Below are 17,146 nucleotides of genomic sequence, written 5' to 3'. Positions count from 1 at the left end.
CGCAATTTTAGCGCGATTACTTAAGGGGGAGTGTTTGAATGAAGTACAGAGTGGTCATTGCGCTCTTTTTAACGACTTTTTTGCTGGGAGGCTGCGGGAGCCTTGCCGGCAGACATAATATAGACTCAGGTTTTTCGTACATTGAGAGTCACGAGTATCAGAACGCTTTAGACAGCTTTACTGCTGCTGAGGAGAACGGCGAGGATATGACCCTTATACACAGGGGAAGAGGAATCGCCTATCTTTACAGCGGCGAGTATGATGCTGCCGTAGACGAGCTGATGTCTTCCCTTGCCTCCGATAACGGGCTTGTGGACGATATGGACTTTGACACCAACTACTACCTTGCGGATGCATTCATCAAGCGCGGTGAGTTTACCAAGGCCAAGGAGGTGTACGATGCCATCATCGCCCTGAAGGGCAAGGACAGCGCAGCCTATTATCTAAGGGGAACGGCGGAGCTGGCCTCGGGGGATCATGATGCAGGATATTCGGATTTTTCAAAGGCTATCGCCATGAATCCCAAGGACTATGCCACCATCATTCTGATCTATAAGTCCCTTGCGGAGAACGGATATGAGGACGAGGGAATTTCCATCCTGCAGAAGGCCATGGACAACGGCTCGGACTTTATGACCAACTTTGAAAAGGGGCAGATGTCTTTTTACCTGGGGAACAATGCCGACGCCCAGAGCTATCTTGAGGCTGCAAGGAACGAGCGCAACCAGGAAAAAGAGCCTGTGGTGGTAATGCTGGGACAGACCGGCGAGAAACAGGGCGACTACAATTATGCAATAAGTGTATATAAGACCTATCTTAATGAGGACCCTACCAGTGCGCTTGTTTTCAATCAGCTGGGAATGTGTCAGATAAGACAGGGCGATTATCAGGGAGCGGTAGCTTCCTTTGAATCCGGTCTTGCACTGGAGGACAAAGCGCTTCAACAGGCCCTTATGATGAATAAGATAACGGCCTATGAATATATGGGAGATTTTGAAACAGCTTCATCGCTTATGGAGACATATCTGTCTACTTATTCGGACGATGAAAAAGCAGTCAGGGAGAATATTTTCCTCTCCACAAGGTGAGAGGCAGCGGTAACCATTCATTGCACTTGGGAACAGTGAGGTGACCTATGAGAAAAGAGTATTTCAGTACCGTGACTAATGGTGTGATTCCTTTGGATCTTCCGGGGGGATTCTTTATCTACGAAGCGGGAGGCGACGAGAAGATCGTTTTTGCCGAGCCCAACATAGTAAGTATGTTTGGGTGTGATTCCTATGAGGAATTTATTGAACATGTCGGCGGAACCTTCAAGGGTATGGTACATCCCGACGATCTTCACAAGATCGAGAACCAGATCCAGGCTCAGACCCTGTTTGGGGAAAAGAGACATGACTATGTCCGCTACCGCATCGTAAACAAACAGGGTGAAGTGCATTATGTAGAGGACTTCGGTCATCTTATGCATGCCTTTAACGGAAAGAGCTATTTCTACGTCTTTATCGTGGACGTGGACCAGAACGAATATCAGAACAAAAACCGCAATTCTTTGGCGGAAGCAGAGATTCTGTCTGCAAGTCAGGAAACTGACGGCCTTACGGGGCTTCTGAATATGTCTTTCTTCTACCAGCGGGTTCAGGCCTTTTTGGCATCGCCTGAAAGCTGGAGGGAAGAGATCTCATTTATCCATTTTGATATACCTAATTTCAAATTGTTTAACGAGCGAAACGGCTTCGTACTTGGAGATGAGCTGTTGTGCGATCTGGCAAAGGCTCTGATCAATACCTTTGAGAATGCAATCATTTCCAGATTTTCGGATGATCACTTCGTTGTATGCTCAACCGGAGATCAGGACGATATAGTGAAGAAGGTAGAGAATGTATATAAGATCCTTCTGCAGAGTCCCGACGTCAATAAGCGAGTAAGGATGAAAGCGGGAATCTACTATCTTGATGACAGAAGGGCTGAAGTGGGTCTTGCCTGCGACCATGCCCGTCTTGCCTGCAACAGCATCAAGAACAGACATGACGTTAACTACTGCATCTATGACGAGCTTTTAAGGGACGATCTAAGGCGTCAGCAGTTTGTTATCGACCATGTGGAAGAAGCAATAGAGAATGAGTACATCAAGGTCTTTTACCAGCCTGTTATCAGAGTGGCCACCGGTGAGATCTGCGGCTACGAGGCACTGGTTAGATGGCTTGATCCCAAGGCGGGAATGCTTTCTCCGGGAGAATTTATAGAAACTCTTGAGCAGTATCATCTGATCCATCTTGTGGACAGCTTTGTGGTAAAGAAGGTTTGCCAGGATTACTGTGCCCTTAGAGAGGCAGGGGAGGCTCTGGTGCCCATATCCATCAACATTTCCAGGATGGACTTTGAACTGTGCGATATCTTCAATATAGTTGAGGCTACCCGTGAGGAATATGATGTTCCCAGAAACATGCTGGATCTTGAGATCACCGAGAGCGCGGTAAGCGAGAATATAGGTTATATCAAAGCTGAATGTAACCGGATGAGAGAAATGGGTTATCATATCTGGATCGATGATTTCGGAAGCGGCTATTCATCTCTCAATACCATTGCCGAGTACAATTTCGATGTACTTAAGCTGGATATGGTATTCCTTAGAAGCTATGCCAGAAACGAGCGCACAGGTAAGGTTATAACTTACGTTGTGAAGGCTGCCAAGGCTATGGGTGTATCGCCACTTTGTGAGGGCGTGGAGTCCGAGGAGCACTATAATTTCCTTAAGGATATAGGATGCGAGAGGGCGCAAGGATACTTCTTTGGTAAGCCCATGCCTATGGAGGAAACAAGACGCAGCACCGAGGCCAAGGGACTTACCTGGGAGAAGGTGGAGGAGTAAGAAGAGAAGATAAGAGGTAACAGATAAGTAATAGCAGATAAGAGGCCGGAAGCTGATGGCGGTGCATACGCGATGCCCGCTAAACTTCCGGCTTTATTTATTGTTTACATTTATTTAAGTTAATCAACATTGATTTTACCTGGCAAAATGTAGTTATATTAAGTGGCATTGTTCAGTTGTTAAACATAAAAAGAAAAGGAGTTCTGCTTATGTATAAAAACAAGTCACTCAAGGTAATTTCTGCCGTTGTTTCTTTTGCCATGGTAGTATCCATGACATCTGTTACTTCCCTTGCTAATGATGATCAGATTCAGCCCCCTGTGATAGCGGATGGAACCGGTGTTAAGGGGCCTGAAAGAGTTGAGGTTGCAGGTGATGTGAACTACGAAGGTACGGCGGAGTGCGCTGTAGGAGCCGTAAATGGCGGTGAAGTTTCTGTCAGCGGAAGTGTAAATCATCAGGAAATCTATGACCAGACTCAAACAAGCTATGCTGTTGTGGCGATCAACAATGGCTCTGGTGGTACTAATAAACAGGGAGGCAAGGTTACAGTCGGTAACGACGTTATTTCCAATGCCGGCGGAATCCTGGCAGACGACGGCTCTGTTGTAAATATCACCGGGGATGTAGAAGCATGGAAGACGGGCATTGGTGCTTTTGAGGGATCAAAGGTCATTGTTGGCGGAAAAGTCTTTGGCGTAGACCAAGGCGTGAATGCATCCGGTAAAGGGACTGCAGTTACTGTTGCAGGCGACGTGACCTCCGCTGCGGTGGGAGTCTGGAGTGACGACGAAGCAACGGTTACAGTCGGAGGAAATATCTGCGACAATAAAAAGGGCATTCCGGAAGGAAGCGATTCAAGGATCATAAGAAATGGCGTTGTGGTAGGAAATGATGCCACAGCTATTGTAAATGGCAATATTACCACCAGAGAAAGCGGCGTTGTCATATATGAAGGCAGCGGTACAGCAATAGTAAATGGTGATGTTACAGCGGATTATATCGGCGTAGGCATGGACATGTCATATAGAAACGGTGACTATTATGTTGTTGTGGACGGCACCGTAAAGGCAACAGGTAAGGATAATGATTACGGCTATGCATTGTATTTCTATCCCCCTGAATTAAATCCGGAAAACTCTAATGACTCGGAAGACTCAGAGGAGCAGGATGATTCGGATGATGAGTCCGAGGCAGATACAGACGACAACGCCGGTGAGACCGTTATAGTAGTTTATAAACTTGAAGCTAAAGACAAGGATCATATAGTAGGTATCGGCGGAGAGTCCTTATCCAACGAAGATAAAGCAGAGCAGATAGGCTATATTTTAAATGCCATCAATTATATTATTAAGGTCCATGACGGCGATAAGGCAGGGGAAGTTGAGGCCAATACTCATCCCGGATTAACAGATCAGAAGACCATAAAGAGCAGCGAGTCTGCTACAGTAACTGTTAAGGATGGCTATTATCTTAAAGGAAGCCAGGCTGCTGTAATCACCAGGAATGAAGACGGGACCTATACAGTCAGATTGAAGGAAGGCTGTTTTGGAGGTCTGGATCTCTATATTCTTAAGAAGACCATAGAGGATGCCACAGGTGAGACGGTTAATGTTGAGACAGAGGGCGAAGCTGATCCTCAGCCCATCGTGGTTACAGATGGTTCTATGGCAGCTCCTGTAGTGACAGAAGATGCAGCAGATGCAGTAACTCCCGCAAGAGTGGTCAGTCTCAACCTTACAGAGATCACACCTGCTCAGATGAAGGATGCGATCATAGAGAACATTGCAGCAACTCCCGATGACGGTGTTCTTCGAATTGAGACCGACAGAGTTTCGTGCCTCGATACAGCGATGCTTCAGGCTTTTGCAGAAAAAGGAAATATCGACATTGAGCTGATCTTCACCTACAATGGCCAGAAGATCAGAGTATTCATCCCCAGAGGCACCGATATCAGCAGCCTTCTTGATAAGGACGGATACTGCGGCTACCTTAATCTTGCCAAAGTGCTGGGATATATAATTCTTTGAGACGATATGAATAGTTGATTTTAGCGACGGCTTTGAGAGAAATCTCAAAGTCGTTTTGCGTTCTGATGATTAGTGCTATACTAGCTTGAAAGGGTAAATTGAATACATGAAGGATACGAGAGACGACAGCATGAACAAATCAGATAAGGTTATTACGATTCGCACAGCTACGCCTGATGACGCGGCAGGGTTGCTTAAGATATACGAATACTACGTGACGGACACGGCAATTACTTTCGAATATGATGTGCCATCCGAGGAGGAATTCAGAGGCAGGATTGAGAATATCCTTAAGAAGTACCCGTATATTGTTGCAGTGGAGAAGGACAGCGATGAAGTCACTGCAGGAACCCCGGATGAAGAAGACAGCGGTAATGGCAGGATCATCGGCTATGCCTACGCGGGTGTTTTCAAGGATAGAGAGGCTTATCAGTACAGCGTTGAGACAACTATCTATGTTGATAAGGACCTGCGAAGAGGCGGCATTGGAAGAATGCTCTACAAGGAGCTGGAGAAGCGGCTGAAAGCTCAGGGAATCCTTAACCTGAACGCCTGCATCGGATACCCGGAAGAAGAGGATGAGCACCTTACCTTTGACAGCGTGAAATTCCACGAGAGGCTTGGATACAGCATGGTGGGTGAGTTCCACAAGTGTGGCTACAAATTTGGCAGATGGTACAACATGGTATGGATGGAGAAGCTGATCGGTGACCATGTCAATGACAGATAAATGTATATGTTCCGTACACCTGATCAGCGAAGGTATTAAGCTCCATTACGTGCGAGTGACGAGACAGCCCACTCCACCACGTTAAAGCAATAAAATTTTCATTGACCGAAGACTTTATTCAAGCTATGATGGTATATAGGTGTCGGAAAAGACAATGAGCCATCAGCGCAGAGAGAGCAACTCTTTTGAAGGCCAATCCGGCCCATGTACAAGCAAGATTTGGAGGGAAGTTATATGAGCGAAATACCATACAAGATCTATCTTGAAGAAGCGGAAATGCCTAAGCAGTGGTACAACGTAAGGGGCGACATGAAGAAGAAACCTGCGCCTATCCTTAACCCCGCTACATTAAAGCCGGTTACCCTGGATGAGCTTTCAGGCATTTTCTGCAAAGAGCTTGCTGAGCAGGAGCTGGATGATACTTCAAGATTTATTGATATCCCTGAGGAAATCAGGAACTTCTACAGAATGTACCGTCCTTCACCCCTTGTAAGGGCTTATTGCCTTGAGGAGAAGCTTGGTACCCCAGCCCATATTTATTACAAATTTGAGGGAAACAATACTTCAGGAAGCCACAAGCTTAATTCAGCCATTGCTCAGGCTTATTATGCCAAGAAGCAGGGCCTTAAGGGTGTTACCACAGAGACCGGTGCCGGTCAGTGGGGAACAGCTCTTTCAATGGCTTGTTCATATTTTGACCTGGACTGCCAGGTATACATGGTTAAGGTTTCTTACGAGCAGAAGCCTTTCAGACGTGAGGTTATGAGGACCTATGGTGCCAAGGTAACTCCTTCTCCTTCCATGGAGACTGAGGTTGGACGCAGAATTAACGCAGAGTTCCCCGGAACAACAGGAAGTCTTGGTTGCGCCATCTCCGAAGCGGTTGAAGCTGCTGTTTCTCAGGAGGGATACCGCTATGTTTTGGGCTCCGTTTTATCTCAGGTACTGCTTCATCAGTCTGTTATCGGTCTTGAGACCAAGGCAGCGCTCGATAAATACGGCATCAAGGCTGACATGATCATCGGCTGCGCAGGCGGCGGATCAAACCTTGGCGGACTTATTTCTCCTTTCGCCGGCGAGATCCTTCGCGGAGAGAACAATTACGAGATTGTTGCTGTCGAGCCCGCATCCTGCCCGAGCCTTACAAGAGGCGTATATGCATATGATTTCTGTGATACAGGTAAGGTTTGTCCTCTTGCCAAGATGTATACTCTGGGAAGCGGATTCATTCCTTCAGCAAACCATGCCGGCGGACTTCGTTATCATGGTATGAGCAGCGTTGTTTCTGAGCTTTACGATCAGGGAATCCTTACAGCAAGAAGCGTTGAGCAGACTTCCGTATTTGAGGCAGCTGAGATGTTTGCAAGGGTTGAGGGTATCCTTCCCGCTCCCGAGTCAAGCCACGCTATCCGCGTAGCCATCGATGAGGCGCTTAAATGCAAGGAGACAGGCGAAGAGAAGAACATCGTATTCGGCCTTACAGGAACAGGATACTTCGATATGGTTGCTTATCAGAAGTACAACGATCACGAGATGAGTGATTTCGTTCCCACTGATGAGGAGCTTCAGAAGTCCTTTGCTACACTTCCCAAGGTTGAGTAATAAGGAGGGTAAACGACATGGCAAAGATTGCAAATCCCGAGCAATATGCGGCATCCAAGGAATCCAAGGGCGATCTTAAGTACAGTGAGCGCTCAAGATGGCTGCTTTTCGGCCTTCCCTGGACCTTTACCAAATACGAGATAAGAGAAAATGATTTCACCATAATCAAAGGGTTCTTCACCACAAGGGAGAACGACTGCTACATGTACAAGATCAGCGATGTAGAGATTACCAGTACTCTGTGGCAGCGCATGGCCGGCCTTTCTACCATAGTTCTTTATACTTCTGACGTAACAGACAGGACTATTGTTATGAAGAATATCAAGCATGGCCGTGAGATCAAGGACTTCATCCTTCAGGCTTCAGAGGCGGCACGTATCCGTCGCAGGACAGTCAGCATGCAGAACATCGGCTTTGGCGCCGGCGACATCCACGATGTGGACGGCATTGACGATCTGGAAGGGCATATAGATAATTAAATAAATATACATATCAATCCGACACTTCTTTCGAGGTGTCGGATTTTTAGTGTATAATAATACTATTAGCAGGAGAAGAGGAATGATAAATCTCGCAATAGTAGAAGATGAAGATTCATACGCGGCGCAGCTGGCCGAGTTTGTGAATAAATATCAGATTGAGAGCGGCACGCTGTTCAATGTCACCAGATTCAGGGACGGAGATGAGATCACCAACGGCTACAATAGCAGCTTTGATATCATTCTCATGGACATTGAGATGAAGTTCATGGACGGCATGACCGCAGCGGAAGAGATCCGGAAGCTGGATCAGAACGTGGTCATCATGTTTATCACAAATATGACCAATTATGCCATCAGAGGCTATCAGGTGGATGCTCTGGATTATGTGTTAAAGCCTGTCAGCTACTTTGCATTTTCCCAGAAGCTGGAGAGGGCCATAAGCAGGATCAGGAAGTCCGAGACGAACATTATCACAATAGAGATGTCTTCCGGGGTAAAAAAGCTGGATATTGACAATATCTTCTATATAGAGAGCGAAGGTCACAACTTAAACTTCTACACCAGCGGCGGAGAATTTACCATAAGAGCCAGGCTTTCGGATTTTGAGGTTCAGCTGGCGCAGTACAACTTCTTTAGAAGCAACAAGGGTTACCTTGTGAACCTTAAATATGTGGATGGCGTTGAAAAGGGGTGCTGCCAGATAGCGGGCAAGCAGCTTCTTATCAGCCGGGCCAGGAAAAATGACTTCATGAACGCACTTACCGATTACATGGCCGGTCTGTGACCCTGTAACGTATATATATTTTGTGGGACTTTAGATGGAAAACATGTACGCGGATATTCCAAGACTATATACGGCGATAGCAGAGTGGATGGCCTGTATGACTTATTGTCTGGTGCTGAAGCGAAAGCTTAAGAATCTTGAATTTGCAGTGGCTTCTGTTCTGGCCATTATTCTGCAGAGCATTTTTCTTGTGCTCACGAAATCTCTGCCAATCTACTTCTGGATTCCATGTATGCTTGCTGCGGTTTTGCTGATGTATCTTTTCATGTATATCGTATGTGACGATACCGGGAATGTTATCGGATACTACTGCGCCAGGGCCTTTCTGCTGGCGGAATTTGCAGCATCCCTGGAGTGGCAGCTGGCATACTTTGCAAGGGGCATCAATCCGTCGATAATCCTGCAGGGAGCTATTCTGGTAGCTGTGTATGCCCTGGTGTTCACCTGGGCTCACTATATGGAAAAGGGCATCACAAGGCGCCTTGTGCAGCTTGAGATCAACATCCGTGAACTGATGGCTGCAATCCTGATAGCTGCCTCGATTTTTGCCTTCAGTAATCTGAGTTTTATTTTGAGCAATACCCCGTTCTCTGCCGGTGTTACAGCCGATGTTTTCTACATAAGGACACTGGTGGATCTGGCGGGTATCATGATCCTCTACGTGTATCAAAGTCGTATCTGCGAGTTTCTTGCGGAAAAAGAGCTGAATAATATCCATTCGATGCTCAAAGCCCAGTACGAAAAGTACAGGAATTATCAGGATACTTTTGATATGATAAATATGAAGTATCATGACTTGAAACACCAGATAGCAGGGCTGCGGGCTGACATGAGCGATGAGCAGCGCCAGGCCTGGGTTGACTCCATGGAGCATGAGCTGGAATCCTACAGCCCGGAGCTGGAGACCGGAAACAGCGTGCTGGATACGCTGATCGCAGGTAAGATGATGAGCTGCAGGGCCAATAACATCAAGATAACCTGCGTTGCGGACGGAAATGTCCTTGATTTTATGCACGTTGCGGATATATGTACAATTTTCGGAAATGCGCTTGATAATGCGATAGAAAGTGTTACGCTTATAGAAGACCCGGAAAAGCGGCTGATTCATATCGCCGTTTCTCCCAAAAAGAACTTTGTACTGATCCAGATAAACAATTATTCCGAAAACCGGATCCAGCTGAAGAACGGATATCCCGTCACCACCAAAGCTGATAAAGGAAATCACGGTTTCGGTCTAAAGAGTATTCGTTATACTGTCGAAAAATATCACGGGACTATAACCTTCGGCCAGAACAAAAACTGGTTCGAACTTAAGATACTGATTCCTCAGGGAGGCGTCGCATGAACATGGTAGCTGTTGCTACATCAGATTACATAGGAGCTTTACTGCTGATCGCAATGCTTGTAAGCAGTCGCATAAGAAGAGCAGATGACGAACATCCGGAAGTCAGGCTCTTTTCGGTGATAACAATACTGACACTGATAGCCTGCATTGTCGATTATCTGACTTTCTATGTGGATGGGAAGCCCGGAATTCTCATGAAGCTCATAAATATGTTTGGGAATACCTACTGCTTTATCGCCAATCCGGTGTTTATTGCTTCCTGGTGTATTTATGTAGACCTTCGCCTTTACCACTCAAGAAGCAGGATCAGGAAGTATTACAGATTTGCCATGATACCTGCTGAGATCATGGTTATAATAGCTATCCTCAATAATTTTATTCCGCTTATCTATTATATTGATCAGCAGAATGTTTATCACAGACTCCCCCTAAGCTACGTATATTACTTAGTTGATGCGGGATATCTGATACTGAGCGTCTTTATAATCAAAGGCTTCGAGAGAAGATACGGAAAGGTCAGGTTCTTTCCCATGTATCTGATGGTTCTGCCTGTGGTTCTGGGATGTGCTTTCCAGGCTACCTTTTACGGAGTTTCTCTAATATGGGTATCACTGGCGGTGGGACTTACTTCCATGTATATGGCACTGCAGAATGAGTTTTCCTATCTAGACAGACTTACCGGGATGTACAACAGGGCCTATTTCGACTATCAGCTGGATGCTGCTATTAAGGATCCTGGCAGCAAGATCGGCGCTATTATGATCGATGTGGACTATTTCAAGCAGATCAATGATACCTACGGACATTCCACCGGTGACGAGGCCCTTATTGATGTGGCGAGGGTTATTCGCCTCTCAAAGCCCGACAAGGTAGTGGCTACAAGATTTGCCGGAGATGAGTTCATTCTCCTTGCCAAAAATACTTCGGACCGGGAGATGAACGCCATAATTGACAGTATCAGGGATGAAGTAAACATGTTCAACGAGACCGAGAACAGGCAGTATAAGCTGTCTCTTTCCCTTGGCTATGCCATCTATGAACCGGGAAAAGATACAGTGGATGACTTCCTGAAGCGCATGGATGACAACATGTATGAAGAGAAGAATCAGAAGCATGCCAAGAGATAAAACATTCCGTTCAGGACAAAAATCGTACCGTTTGTGACAAAAACGGCACGATTTTTTTTGCGTGTTAATCTATGGTTGTAGCGTACGTAGTACAGCACACATGAAAAAGGGAGGTTTTTTATATGTTATCTATCAACATGAGCGATGTTATGAATGTTATAACATCCATCAAATCACAACTGATAGCAATCGGCGTGATCATTGCCGTAGCGGTCATTGTCATGATCGCGGTAATGAAAGTTAAAAAGAGCGCCAGAAAGCTTATCAGAGGTACTGCACTGGTTGCAATGCTTACAGGTATTGTTATCTGTGTAAATATGATCTGTACAGGTCCCATGAGCACAATGCTTGACCTGGTAAGCGGAAGCGGAACGATCTCCAAGGAGACATCCGATGCTTCAGCTGAACTTGCCAAGAATATTGCAAGAGAGGGCATTGTACTTGTTGAGAACGATGATGCAACACTTCCTGTTGCAAAGGGAAGCAAGCTCAACGTATTCGGATGGGCATCTACAAATCCTATTCTCGGTGGAGCAGGATCAGGTGCGCTTAACAATGCTTATGATACAGTTAATATTCTTCAGTCTCTTTCAGCAGCAGGAATTGAGACCAATGAAGAACTTACAAAATTCTATACAGACTACAAGGCTGACAGGCCTGAGGTAGGAATGTGGGCACAGGATTGGACACTTCCCGAACCCAACGTAAATCTCTACACAGATGAGCTTATTGCAAACGCAAAGAGCTTCTCAGATACAGCTATGATCGTTATCAGCCGCTCAGGCGGTGAGGGCGCAGATCTTCCCAGCAATATGCCCGCAGTTGTTGACGGCTCTTTCATGGATGGAACAACTTACACAGCAGGTGTTTATGATGACTCTTTAAACGAGGGTAACGACTGGGATGCAGGTGATCACTACCTTCAGCTCTCAAACAGAGAAGAAGAGATGATCGACCTTGTATGTGCAAACTTCGATAAGGTAGTTCTTGTTTACAACGGTGCCAACGCTTTCGAGATGGGCTTTGTTGAGGATCATCCCCAGATCAAGTCAGTTCTCTGGGCAGCAGGCATGGGCCATGTGGGAATGACAGCCCTTGGCGAGATCGTAACAGGTGATGTTAACCCTTCAGGTAAGCTTATCGACACATTCGTTTACGATATGGAAAAGACACCCTGGTGGAACAACTTCGGTGATTTCAACTACACAAACATGGATGAGTTCGCAGTTATCTCAACCAGCTTCATCACAGGAGCAGAGCAGAGAGCAGACGTATCCTTCATTAACTATGTTGAGGGCATCTATGTGGGTTACAAGTTCTATGAGACAGCAGCAGTAGAGGGACTTATCGACTACGACTCAGTAGTTCAGTATCCCTTCGGATATGGTCTTTCATACACAACCTTTGAGCAGACCATGGGGGACATTACAGCTACAAACGGTAATATCAGTTTTGACGTAACAGTTACAAATACAGGTTCAGTAGCAGGAAAAGATGTTGTTCAGGTTTATTTCAATCCTCCTTATGAGAACGGCGGAATTGAGAAGGCAACAGCAAATCTTATTGCATTTGAAAAGACATCTCTCCTTGAGCCGGGTGCTTCCGAAACAGTCACAATCTCTTTTGACGACGAGTTCCTTGCATCCTACGACTATCAGAATGCCAAGGCTTATGTCCTTGAGGCAGGTGATTACGAGATCTCCATCAACAAGGATTCTCATAACGTTATCGATTCAAAGACCTACAATGTAGGCACAACAGTTACTTACGACGGTTCAAACAACAGACCCAGCGACAAGATCACTGCAACAAACGCATTTGATTATGCCGAGGGTGATGTAACATATCTTTCAAGAAAAGACGGCTTTGCCAACTATGGCGAGGCAACAAAGGCTCCTACAAACTATGAGATGAGCGCAGATGCAAAGGCTTCTTTCTACAACATCAGCAACTACCTCACACCTGAAGTAACAGCTGCTGATGAGGATCCCAACGCTTCAGAGGTAACAACAGGAGCTGCTACAAACCTTAAGCTCGCTGATCTTCGCGGTCTTGATAAGAACGATGCAAAGTGGGATGAACTTTTAAACAGCATGAGCCTTGATGATATGAACGCACTTATATCTCTTGGCGGATATCAGACAAATTCAGTTGATTCTATCGGCAAGGTACGTACAAACGACTGTGACGGCCCTGCTTCCATCAATAACAATTTCACCGGCGTAGGTTCCCTTGGATTCCCCGTTGGTGTAACAATTGCAGCTACATTTAACAAGGATCTTGCTTATCAGTTCGGTGATTACATTGGCAAGATGGCTAACGAAATGGACGTTTCAGGTTGGTATGCACCTGCCATGAACATCCACAGAACAGCTTTCGCAGGACGTAACTTCGAGTACTATTCAGAGGACAGCATCCTTTCAGGCTTTATCGCTGCCAAGGCAGCTCAGGGCTCCTGGGACAACGGCGTATACGCTTACATCAAGCACTTTGCCATGAACGATCAGGAAGGCAACAGATGCGACATGCTCTGCACCTGGTCCAACGAGCAGGCGATCCGTGAGATCTACCTTAGACCTTTCGAGGTTTGCGTAAAGAACGTAGGACTTACAGCAGTTATGTCTTCCTTCAACTACATCGGAAACCGTTGGGCAGGCGGATCCTCATCACTGCTTAAGACAGTTCTTCGTGATGAGTGGGGCTTTAACGGCTTCGTACTTACCGACTACTTCGGTGTATACGGATACATGTCATCTGACCAGGCTATCCGTAACGGTACAGACTGCATGCTGGTTAACTATCCTACAGCAACCAATAACGTACAGTTCAGAGATACAAACGGAGCTCAGCAGGCTATGCGCGATGCTACAAAGAACATTCTCTACACCGTAGCAAACAGCCGTGCATATGCACCCGAGAACCTCAATCCCGGAATGGCTTCCTGGAAGAAGCTTATGATCGCTCTTGATGTTATCTTTGCAGGACTTATGATCTGCCTTATGACCATCTTCATCAGGAATTTCAGGAAGAACAAAGAAGCTGAGGCAAAAGAGGCATCTGCAGAGCAGTAATGGCTTGGCAGGAATAAACAGATCTTTAGATTTAAAAGTGAGGTAACGAAAGTGAAATATCAGGACATCATTGAGAAAATGACAATAGAAGAAAAAGCTGCCTTCCTTGGCGGCAGGAACGAGTGGGAGACAAGAGCGTTTAAAAGGCTTGGAATCCCGTCCATATTCTGCTCCGACGGACCTCACGGTATAAGAAAACAGGCCGGAGCAGGAGATCACCTGGGACTTAATGCATCGGTTCCCGCAACGTGTTTTCCTACAGCGGCAACAATAGCAAACAGCTGGGATGTTGAGCTGGGAGAGACTCTCGGCAAAACTCTCGGAGAAGAGGCCATGGCGGAGGGCGTTAACGTCCTCCTGGGCCCCGGCCTCAATATCAAGAGAAGTCCTCTTTGCGGAAGGAATTTTGAGTACTTCTCTGAAGACCCTTATCTTGCAGGCAAGATGGCTGCTTCCTATGTGAAGGGAATCCAGTCTCAGGGCGTTTATGCGTGTCCCAAGCACTTTGCGGTGAACTCCCAGGAACTTCGTCGTATGGCAATGGATTCAGTGGTTGACGAAAGGACCTTAAGGGAGATCTATCTTACAGGCTTTGAGATCGCCGTAAAAGAGGGCAAGGCCAAGACCATCATGTCCTCCTACAATGAGGTGAACGGCACTTACGCCAATGAGAACAGGCATCTTCTCACAGAGATCCTTAGGGACGACTGGGGATTTGACGGTATCGTTATAACAGACTGGGGTGCATCCAACGACCATGCTCTTGGCGTTGCCGCAGGCTCAAACCTTGAGATGCCAAATCCCGGCCTTGATTCAGCAAGGGAGCTTATAGCAGCCGTAGAGAGCGGCAAGATTTCCATGGAGGATGTGGACAAAAGAGTCGACGAACTTCTGGACGCTGTGATGACACTTTACGTCAATGCTCAGGGAAGAAAAGAAGACTTCGACAAGAATGCCCATCACTCAATTGCAAGAAGAGCCGCAGCAGAGAGCACGGTGCTTTTAAAGAATGAGGAGAACATCCTGCCTCTTAAGAAGGGGGCAAAGGTTGCGGTCATCGGTGATTTTGCATTTGTTCCCAGATATCAGGGCGCAGGATCATCCCTTGTAAACCCCACAAAAATTGAAACCATATCAGAGCTTATAGGAAATTATGACCTTCAGGTCGTAGGCATGAGCAGAGGCTACTCAAGAGGCGGTGAGGAAGATGCCGCCACCAGGAAAGAAGCCCTTGATCTTGCCCAGAGAGCAGATATCGTGCTGTTCTTCTTCGGCCTCAACGAGGATTCCGAGTCTGAGGGTATGGACAGAACTCACATGAGGATCCCCCAGAACCAGATAACCCTTTTGCAGGAGCTTGGACAGGTCAATGCCAACCTGGTTGGAATCATCAGCGCAGGTTCTGCGATTGAGATGCCCTGGCACCACTATATGAAAGCCATGCTCCACTGCTATTTAAACGGACAGGCAGGAGCAGGCGCGGTTCTTGATATCCTCACAGGTGCGGTTAATCCTTCCGGAAAGATTTCGGAGACTATCCCGAGGCGCCACGAGGACACCCCTGCATACCGCTATTATCCCAGCAAGGAGAGAACATCAGAGTACAGAGAAGGCCTCTATGTTGGCTACAGATACTATGACACAGCAAAGGTTCCCGTGCTTTATCCCTTTGGCTTCGGACTGTCCTATACAACCTTTGAGTACAGCGACCTTTCCGTTGATGAAAAGGGAGCAAGCTTTACCGTAAAGAACACCGGAGACAGAGACGGCGCAGAAGTGGCACAGATGTATGTATCTCTTCCGGATGGTAAGGTCTTCAGACCGGAAAAGGAGCTGAAGGGCTTTGCCAAGGTATTCCTTAAAGCCGGAGAGAGCAGGAAAGTCACAATCTCTTTTGACGATAAGACCTTCCGCTACTGGAATGTTAAGACAAATAAATGGGAAGTCGAAGAGGGAAGCTACAGCGTTTCCATCGGAAGCAGCAGTGCAAATATCCTGCTTACGGGAAGCATTGAAAAGAGCGGAACCACGGACCTTCTTCCCTATGAAGAGGCACAGATGCCTGCGTACTACTCAGGAAAGATCGAGAATGTCAGCGACGCCGAGTTTGAAAAGCTTCTGGGAAGGCCGATCCCTGACGGTAAGTGGAACGGACAGCTTGGCATCAACGATGCTCTTTGCCAGATGTACTACGCAAAGAGCGGTCTTGCAAGATTTGTTTACCGCCGCCTTACAGCCATTAAGAAAAAGGCTGACGAGAGCGGAAAGCCGGATCTGAACACTCTTTTCATCTACAATATGCCCTTCAGGGCCATGGCTAAGATGACCGGCGGAGCCGTAAGCATGGACATGGCAAAAGGCTTTGTGGAAGTGGTAAACGGACACTTCTTCAAAGGAATGGGAAAGGTTATAGGCGGATTCTTCAGCAACAGCAGAAAGAACAAGGCCTATGAAGCTAAGATAAAGAGCTGACATTTTTCGGAAATTTTGAGAAATGCGGAGGTATAGAATATGAAATTCTGGAGTGATTTCGCAGAAAAACACCCCAAGGCTGCCCAGTGGATAAGAGAGGGCGGACTGTTTGTAATAGTTAGTAACCTTATAACTGTGCTGAAATATCTGATGCTGCAGTTTTTGCCGGCAGCCTTTGCGGGACTGGGAGACAGATCCTTTGGCTGGCCCGGGATACCCCTTACAATGTTCGGGGAGACCTTCGACTGGAATATCCTCGGATACGATCAGGCCCACGGCGGACTGGCATACTTTACGGCATATATGGTTGCCATGATCATCGGAGAGTGCATCAACTTCCCTATTCAGAAGCTGTTTGTATTCAGAAGCCACGGCAACACAGGCAAGCAGGTTGCATGGTATGTGGTTGCATTCTGCATCATCACCTGCATTGTCAACTCCATCAACTGTATCTGGGTTGCGGTAGCGGGACTGGTGGTTCCGGACTTCATCTACAACATCGGAACAACTGTGCTCAATGGAGGCGTATCGATGGTAGTATTTTTCTTTGTAAATAAGATCATCTTCCCGCCTACAGAGAAGACAGCAGAATAATATAAAAAGATAAATAAAAAAGGCGCTTTACTCCGGA

The 17,146-nt window shown here is 46.6% G+C and carries 12 protein-coding genes; all 12 read left to right on the top strand.

Features of this window, described 5'->3' with window-relative positions:
- Positions 1-38: 38 nt before the first annotated feature.
- Positions 39-1,088, top strand: coding sequence for a tetratricopeptide repeat protein (locus tag T456_RS0116160; RefSeq protein WP_024867052.1), 1,050 nt, complete (start codon positions 39-41; stop codon positions 1,086-1,088).
- A gap of 47 nt (positions 1,089-1,135) precedes the next feature.
- Entirely contained in the window at positions 1,136-2,872 is a 1,737-nt protein-coding gene (locus T456_RS20485; protein WP_024867051.1) for a GGDEF and EAL domain-containing protein, read from the top strand.
- 209 nt (positions 2,873-3,081) lie between these two features.
- Positions 3,082-4,902, top strand: coding sequence for a hypothetical protein (locus T456_RS0116150; protein WP_024867050.1), 1,821 nt, complete (start codon positions 3,082-3,084; stop codon positions 4,900-4,902).
- A gap of 130 nt (positions 4,903-5,032) precedes the next feature.
- Positions 5,033-5,632 carry a GNAT family N-acetyltransferase gene (locus T456_RS20480; RefSeq protein ID WP_035802258.1) on the top strand — a complete coding sequence of 200 codons (600 nt, stop codon included), beginning with the start codon at positions 5,033-5,035 and terminating at the stop codon, positions 5,630-5,632.
- Between the two features lie 234 nt (positions 5,633-5,866).
- A complete protein-coding gene (locus T456_RS0116140) occupies positions 5,867-7,234 on the top strand; it encodes a TrpB-like pyridoxal phosphate-dependent enzyme (protein WP_024867049.1) in 1,368 nt (455 codons plus the stop codon).
- Positions 7,235-7,251: 17 nt separating this feature from the next.
- Positions 7,252-7,713, top strand: coding sequence for a PH domain-containing protein (locus T456_RS0116135; RefSeq protein ID WP_024867048.1), 462 nt, complete (start codon positions 7,252-7,254; stop codon positions 7,711-7,713).
- A gap of 82 nt (positions 7,714-7,795) precedes the next feature.
- Positions 7,796-8,500, top strand: a complete 705-nt coding sequence (locus T456_RS0116130) for a LytR/AlgR family response regulator transcription factor (protein ID WP_024867047.1) — start codon at positions 7,796-7,798, stop codon at positions 8,498-8,500.
- Between the two features lie 34 nt (positions 8,501-8,534).
- Positions 8,535-9,845 carry an ATP-binding protein gene (locus T456_RS0116125; RefSeq protein ID WP_024867046.1) on the top strand — a complete coding sequence of 437 codons (1,311 nt, stop codon included), beginning with the start codon at positions 8,535-8,537 and terminating at the stop codon, positions 9,843-9,845.
- Positions 9,842-10,972: a GGDEF domain-containing protein gene (locus tag T456_RS0116120; protein ID WP_024867045.1), complete on the top strand. Its 1,131-nt coding sequence runs from the start codon at positions 9,842-9,844 to the stop codon at positions 10,970-10,972. Before T456_RS0116125 ends, T456_RS0116120 begins: the two co-directional genes overlap by 4 nt.
- 122 nt (positions 10,973-11,094) lie before the next feature.
- The gene (locus T456_RS0116115) at positions 11,095-14,043 is read left to right on the top strand and encodes a glycoside hydrolase family 3 N-terminal domain-containing protein (protein ID WP_024867044.1); all 2,949 of its coding nucleotides are present in this window, start codon (positions 11,095-11,097) and stop codon (positions 14,041-14,043) included.
- Between the two features lie 51 nt (positions 14,044-14,094).
- Positions 14,095-16,515, top strand: a complete 2,421-nt coding sequence (locus tag T456_RS0116110) for a glycoside hydrolase family 3 C-terminal domain-containing protein (protein ID WP_024867043.1) — start codon at positions 14,095-14,097, stop codon at positions 16,513-16,515.
- Positions 16,516-16,554: 39 nt separating this feature from the next.
- Positions 16,555-17,109: a GtrA family protein gene (locus T456_RS0116105; protein ID WP_024867042.1), complete on the top strand. Its 555-nt coding sequence runs from the start codon at positions 16,555-16,557 to the stop codon at positions 17,107-17,109.
- Positions 17,110-17,146 lie beyond the last annotated feature (37 nt).

Source organism: Butyrivibrio sp. FCS014 (genome assembly GCF_000526935.1).
Taxonomy (GTDB): Bacteria; Bacillota; Clostridia; order Lachnospirales; family Lachnospiraceae; genus Butyrivibrio.
This window is presented reverse-complemented; position numbering and strand designations above follow the sequence as displayed.

Bases quoted from the DNA above. Each gene is read 5' to 3' on its own strand.
- T456_RS0116160 (WP_024867052.1), top strand. From the start codon at position 39: ATGAAGTACAGAGTGGTCATTGCGCTCTTTTTAACGACTTTTTTGCTG.
- T456_RS20485 (WP_024867051.1), top strand. From the start codon at position 1,136: ATGAGAAAAGAGTATTTCAGTACCGTGACTAATGGTGTGATTCCTTTG.
- T456_RS0116150 (WP_024867050.1), top strand. From the start codon at position 3,082: ATGTATAAAAACAAGTCACTCAAGGTAATTTCTGCCGTTGTTTCTTTT.
- T456_RS20480 (WP_035802258.1), top strand. From the start codon at position 5,033: ATGAACAAATCAGATAAGGTTATTACGATTCGCACAGCTACGCCTGAT.
- T456_RS0116140 (WP_024867049.1), top strand. From the start codon at position 5,867: ATGAGCGAAATACCATACAAGATCTATCTTGAAGAAGCGGAAATGCCT.
- T456_RS0116135 (WP_024867048.1), top strand. From the start codon at position 7,252: ATGGCAAAGATTGCAAATCCCGAGCAATATGCGGCATCCAAGGAATCC.
- T456_RS0116130 (WP_024867047.1), top strand. From the start codon at position 7,796: ATGATAAATCTCGCAATAGTAGAAGATGAAGATTCATACGCGGCGCAG.
- T456_RS0116125 (WP_024867046.1), top strand. From the start codon at position 8,535: ATGGAAAACATGTACGCGGATATTCCAAGACTATATACGGCGATAGCA.
- T456_RS0116120 (WP_024867045.1), top strand. From the start codon at position 9,842: ATGAACATGGTAGCTGTTGCTACATCAGATTACATAGGAGCTTTACTG.
- T456_RS0116115 (WP_024867044.1), top strand. From the start codon at position 11,095: ATGTTATCTATCAACATGAGCGATGTTATGAATGTTATAACATCCATC.
- T456_RS0116105 (WP_024867042.1), top strand. From the start codon at position 16,555: ATGAAATTCTGGAGTGATTTCGCAGAAAAACACCCCAAGGCTGCCCAG.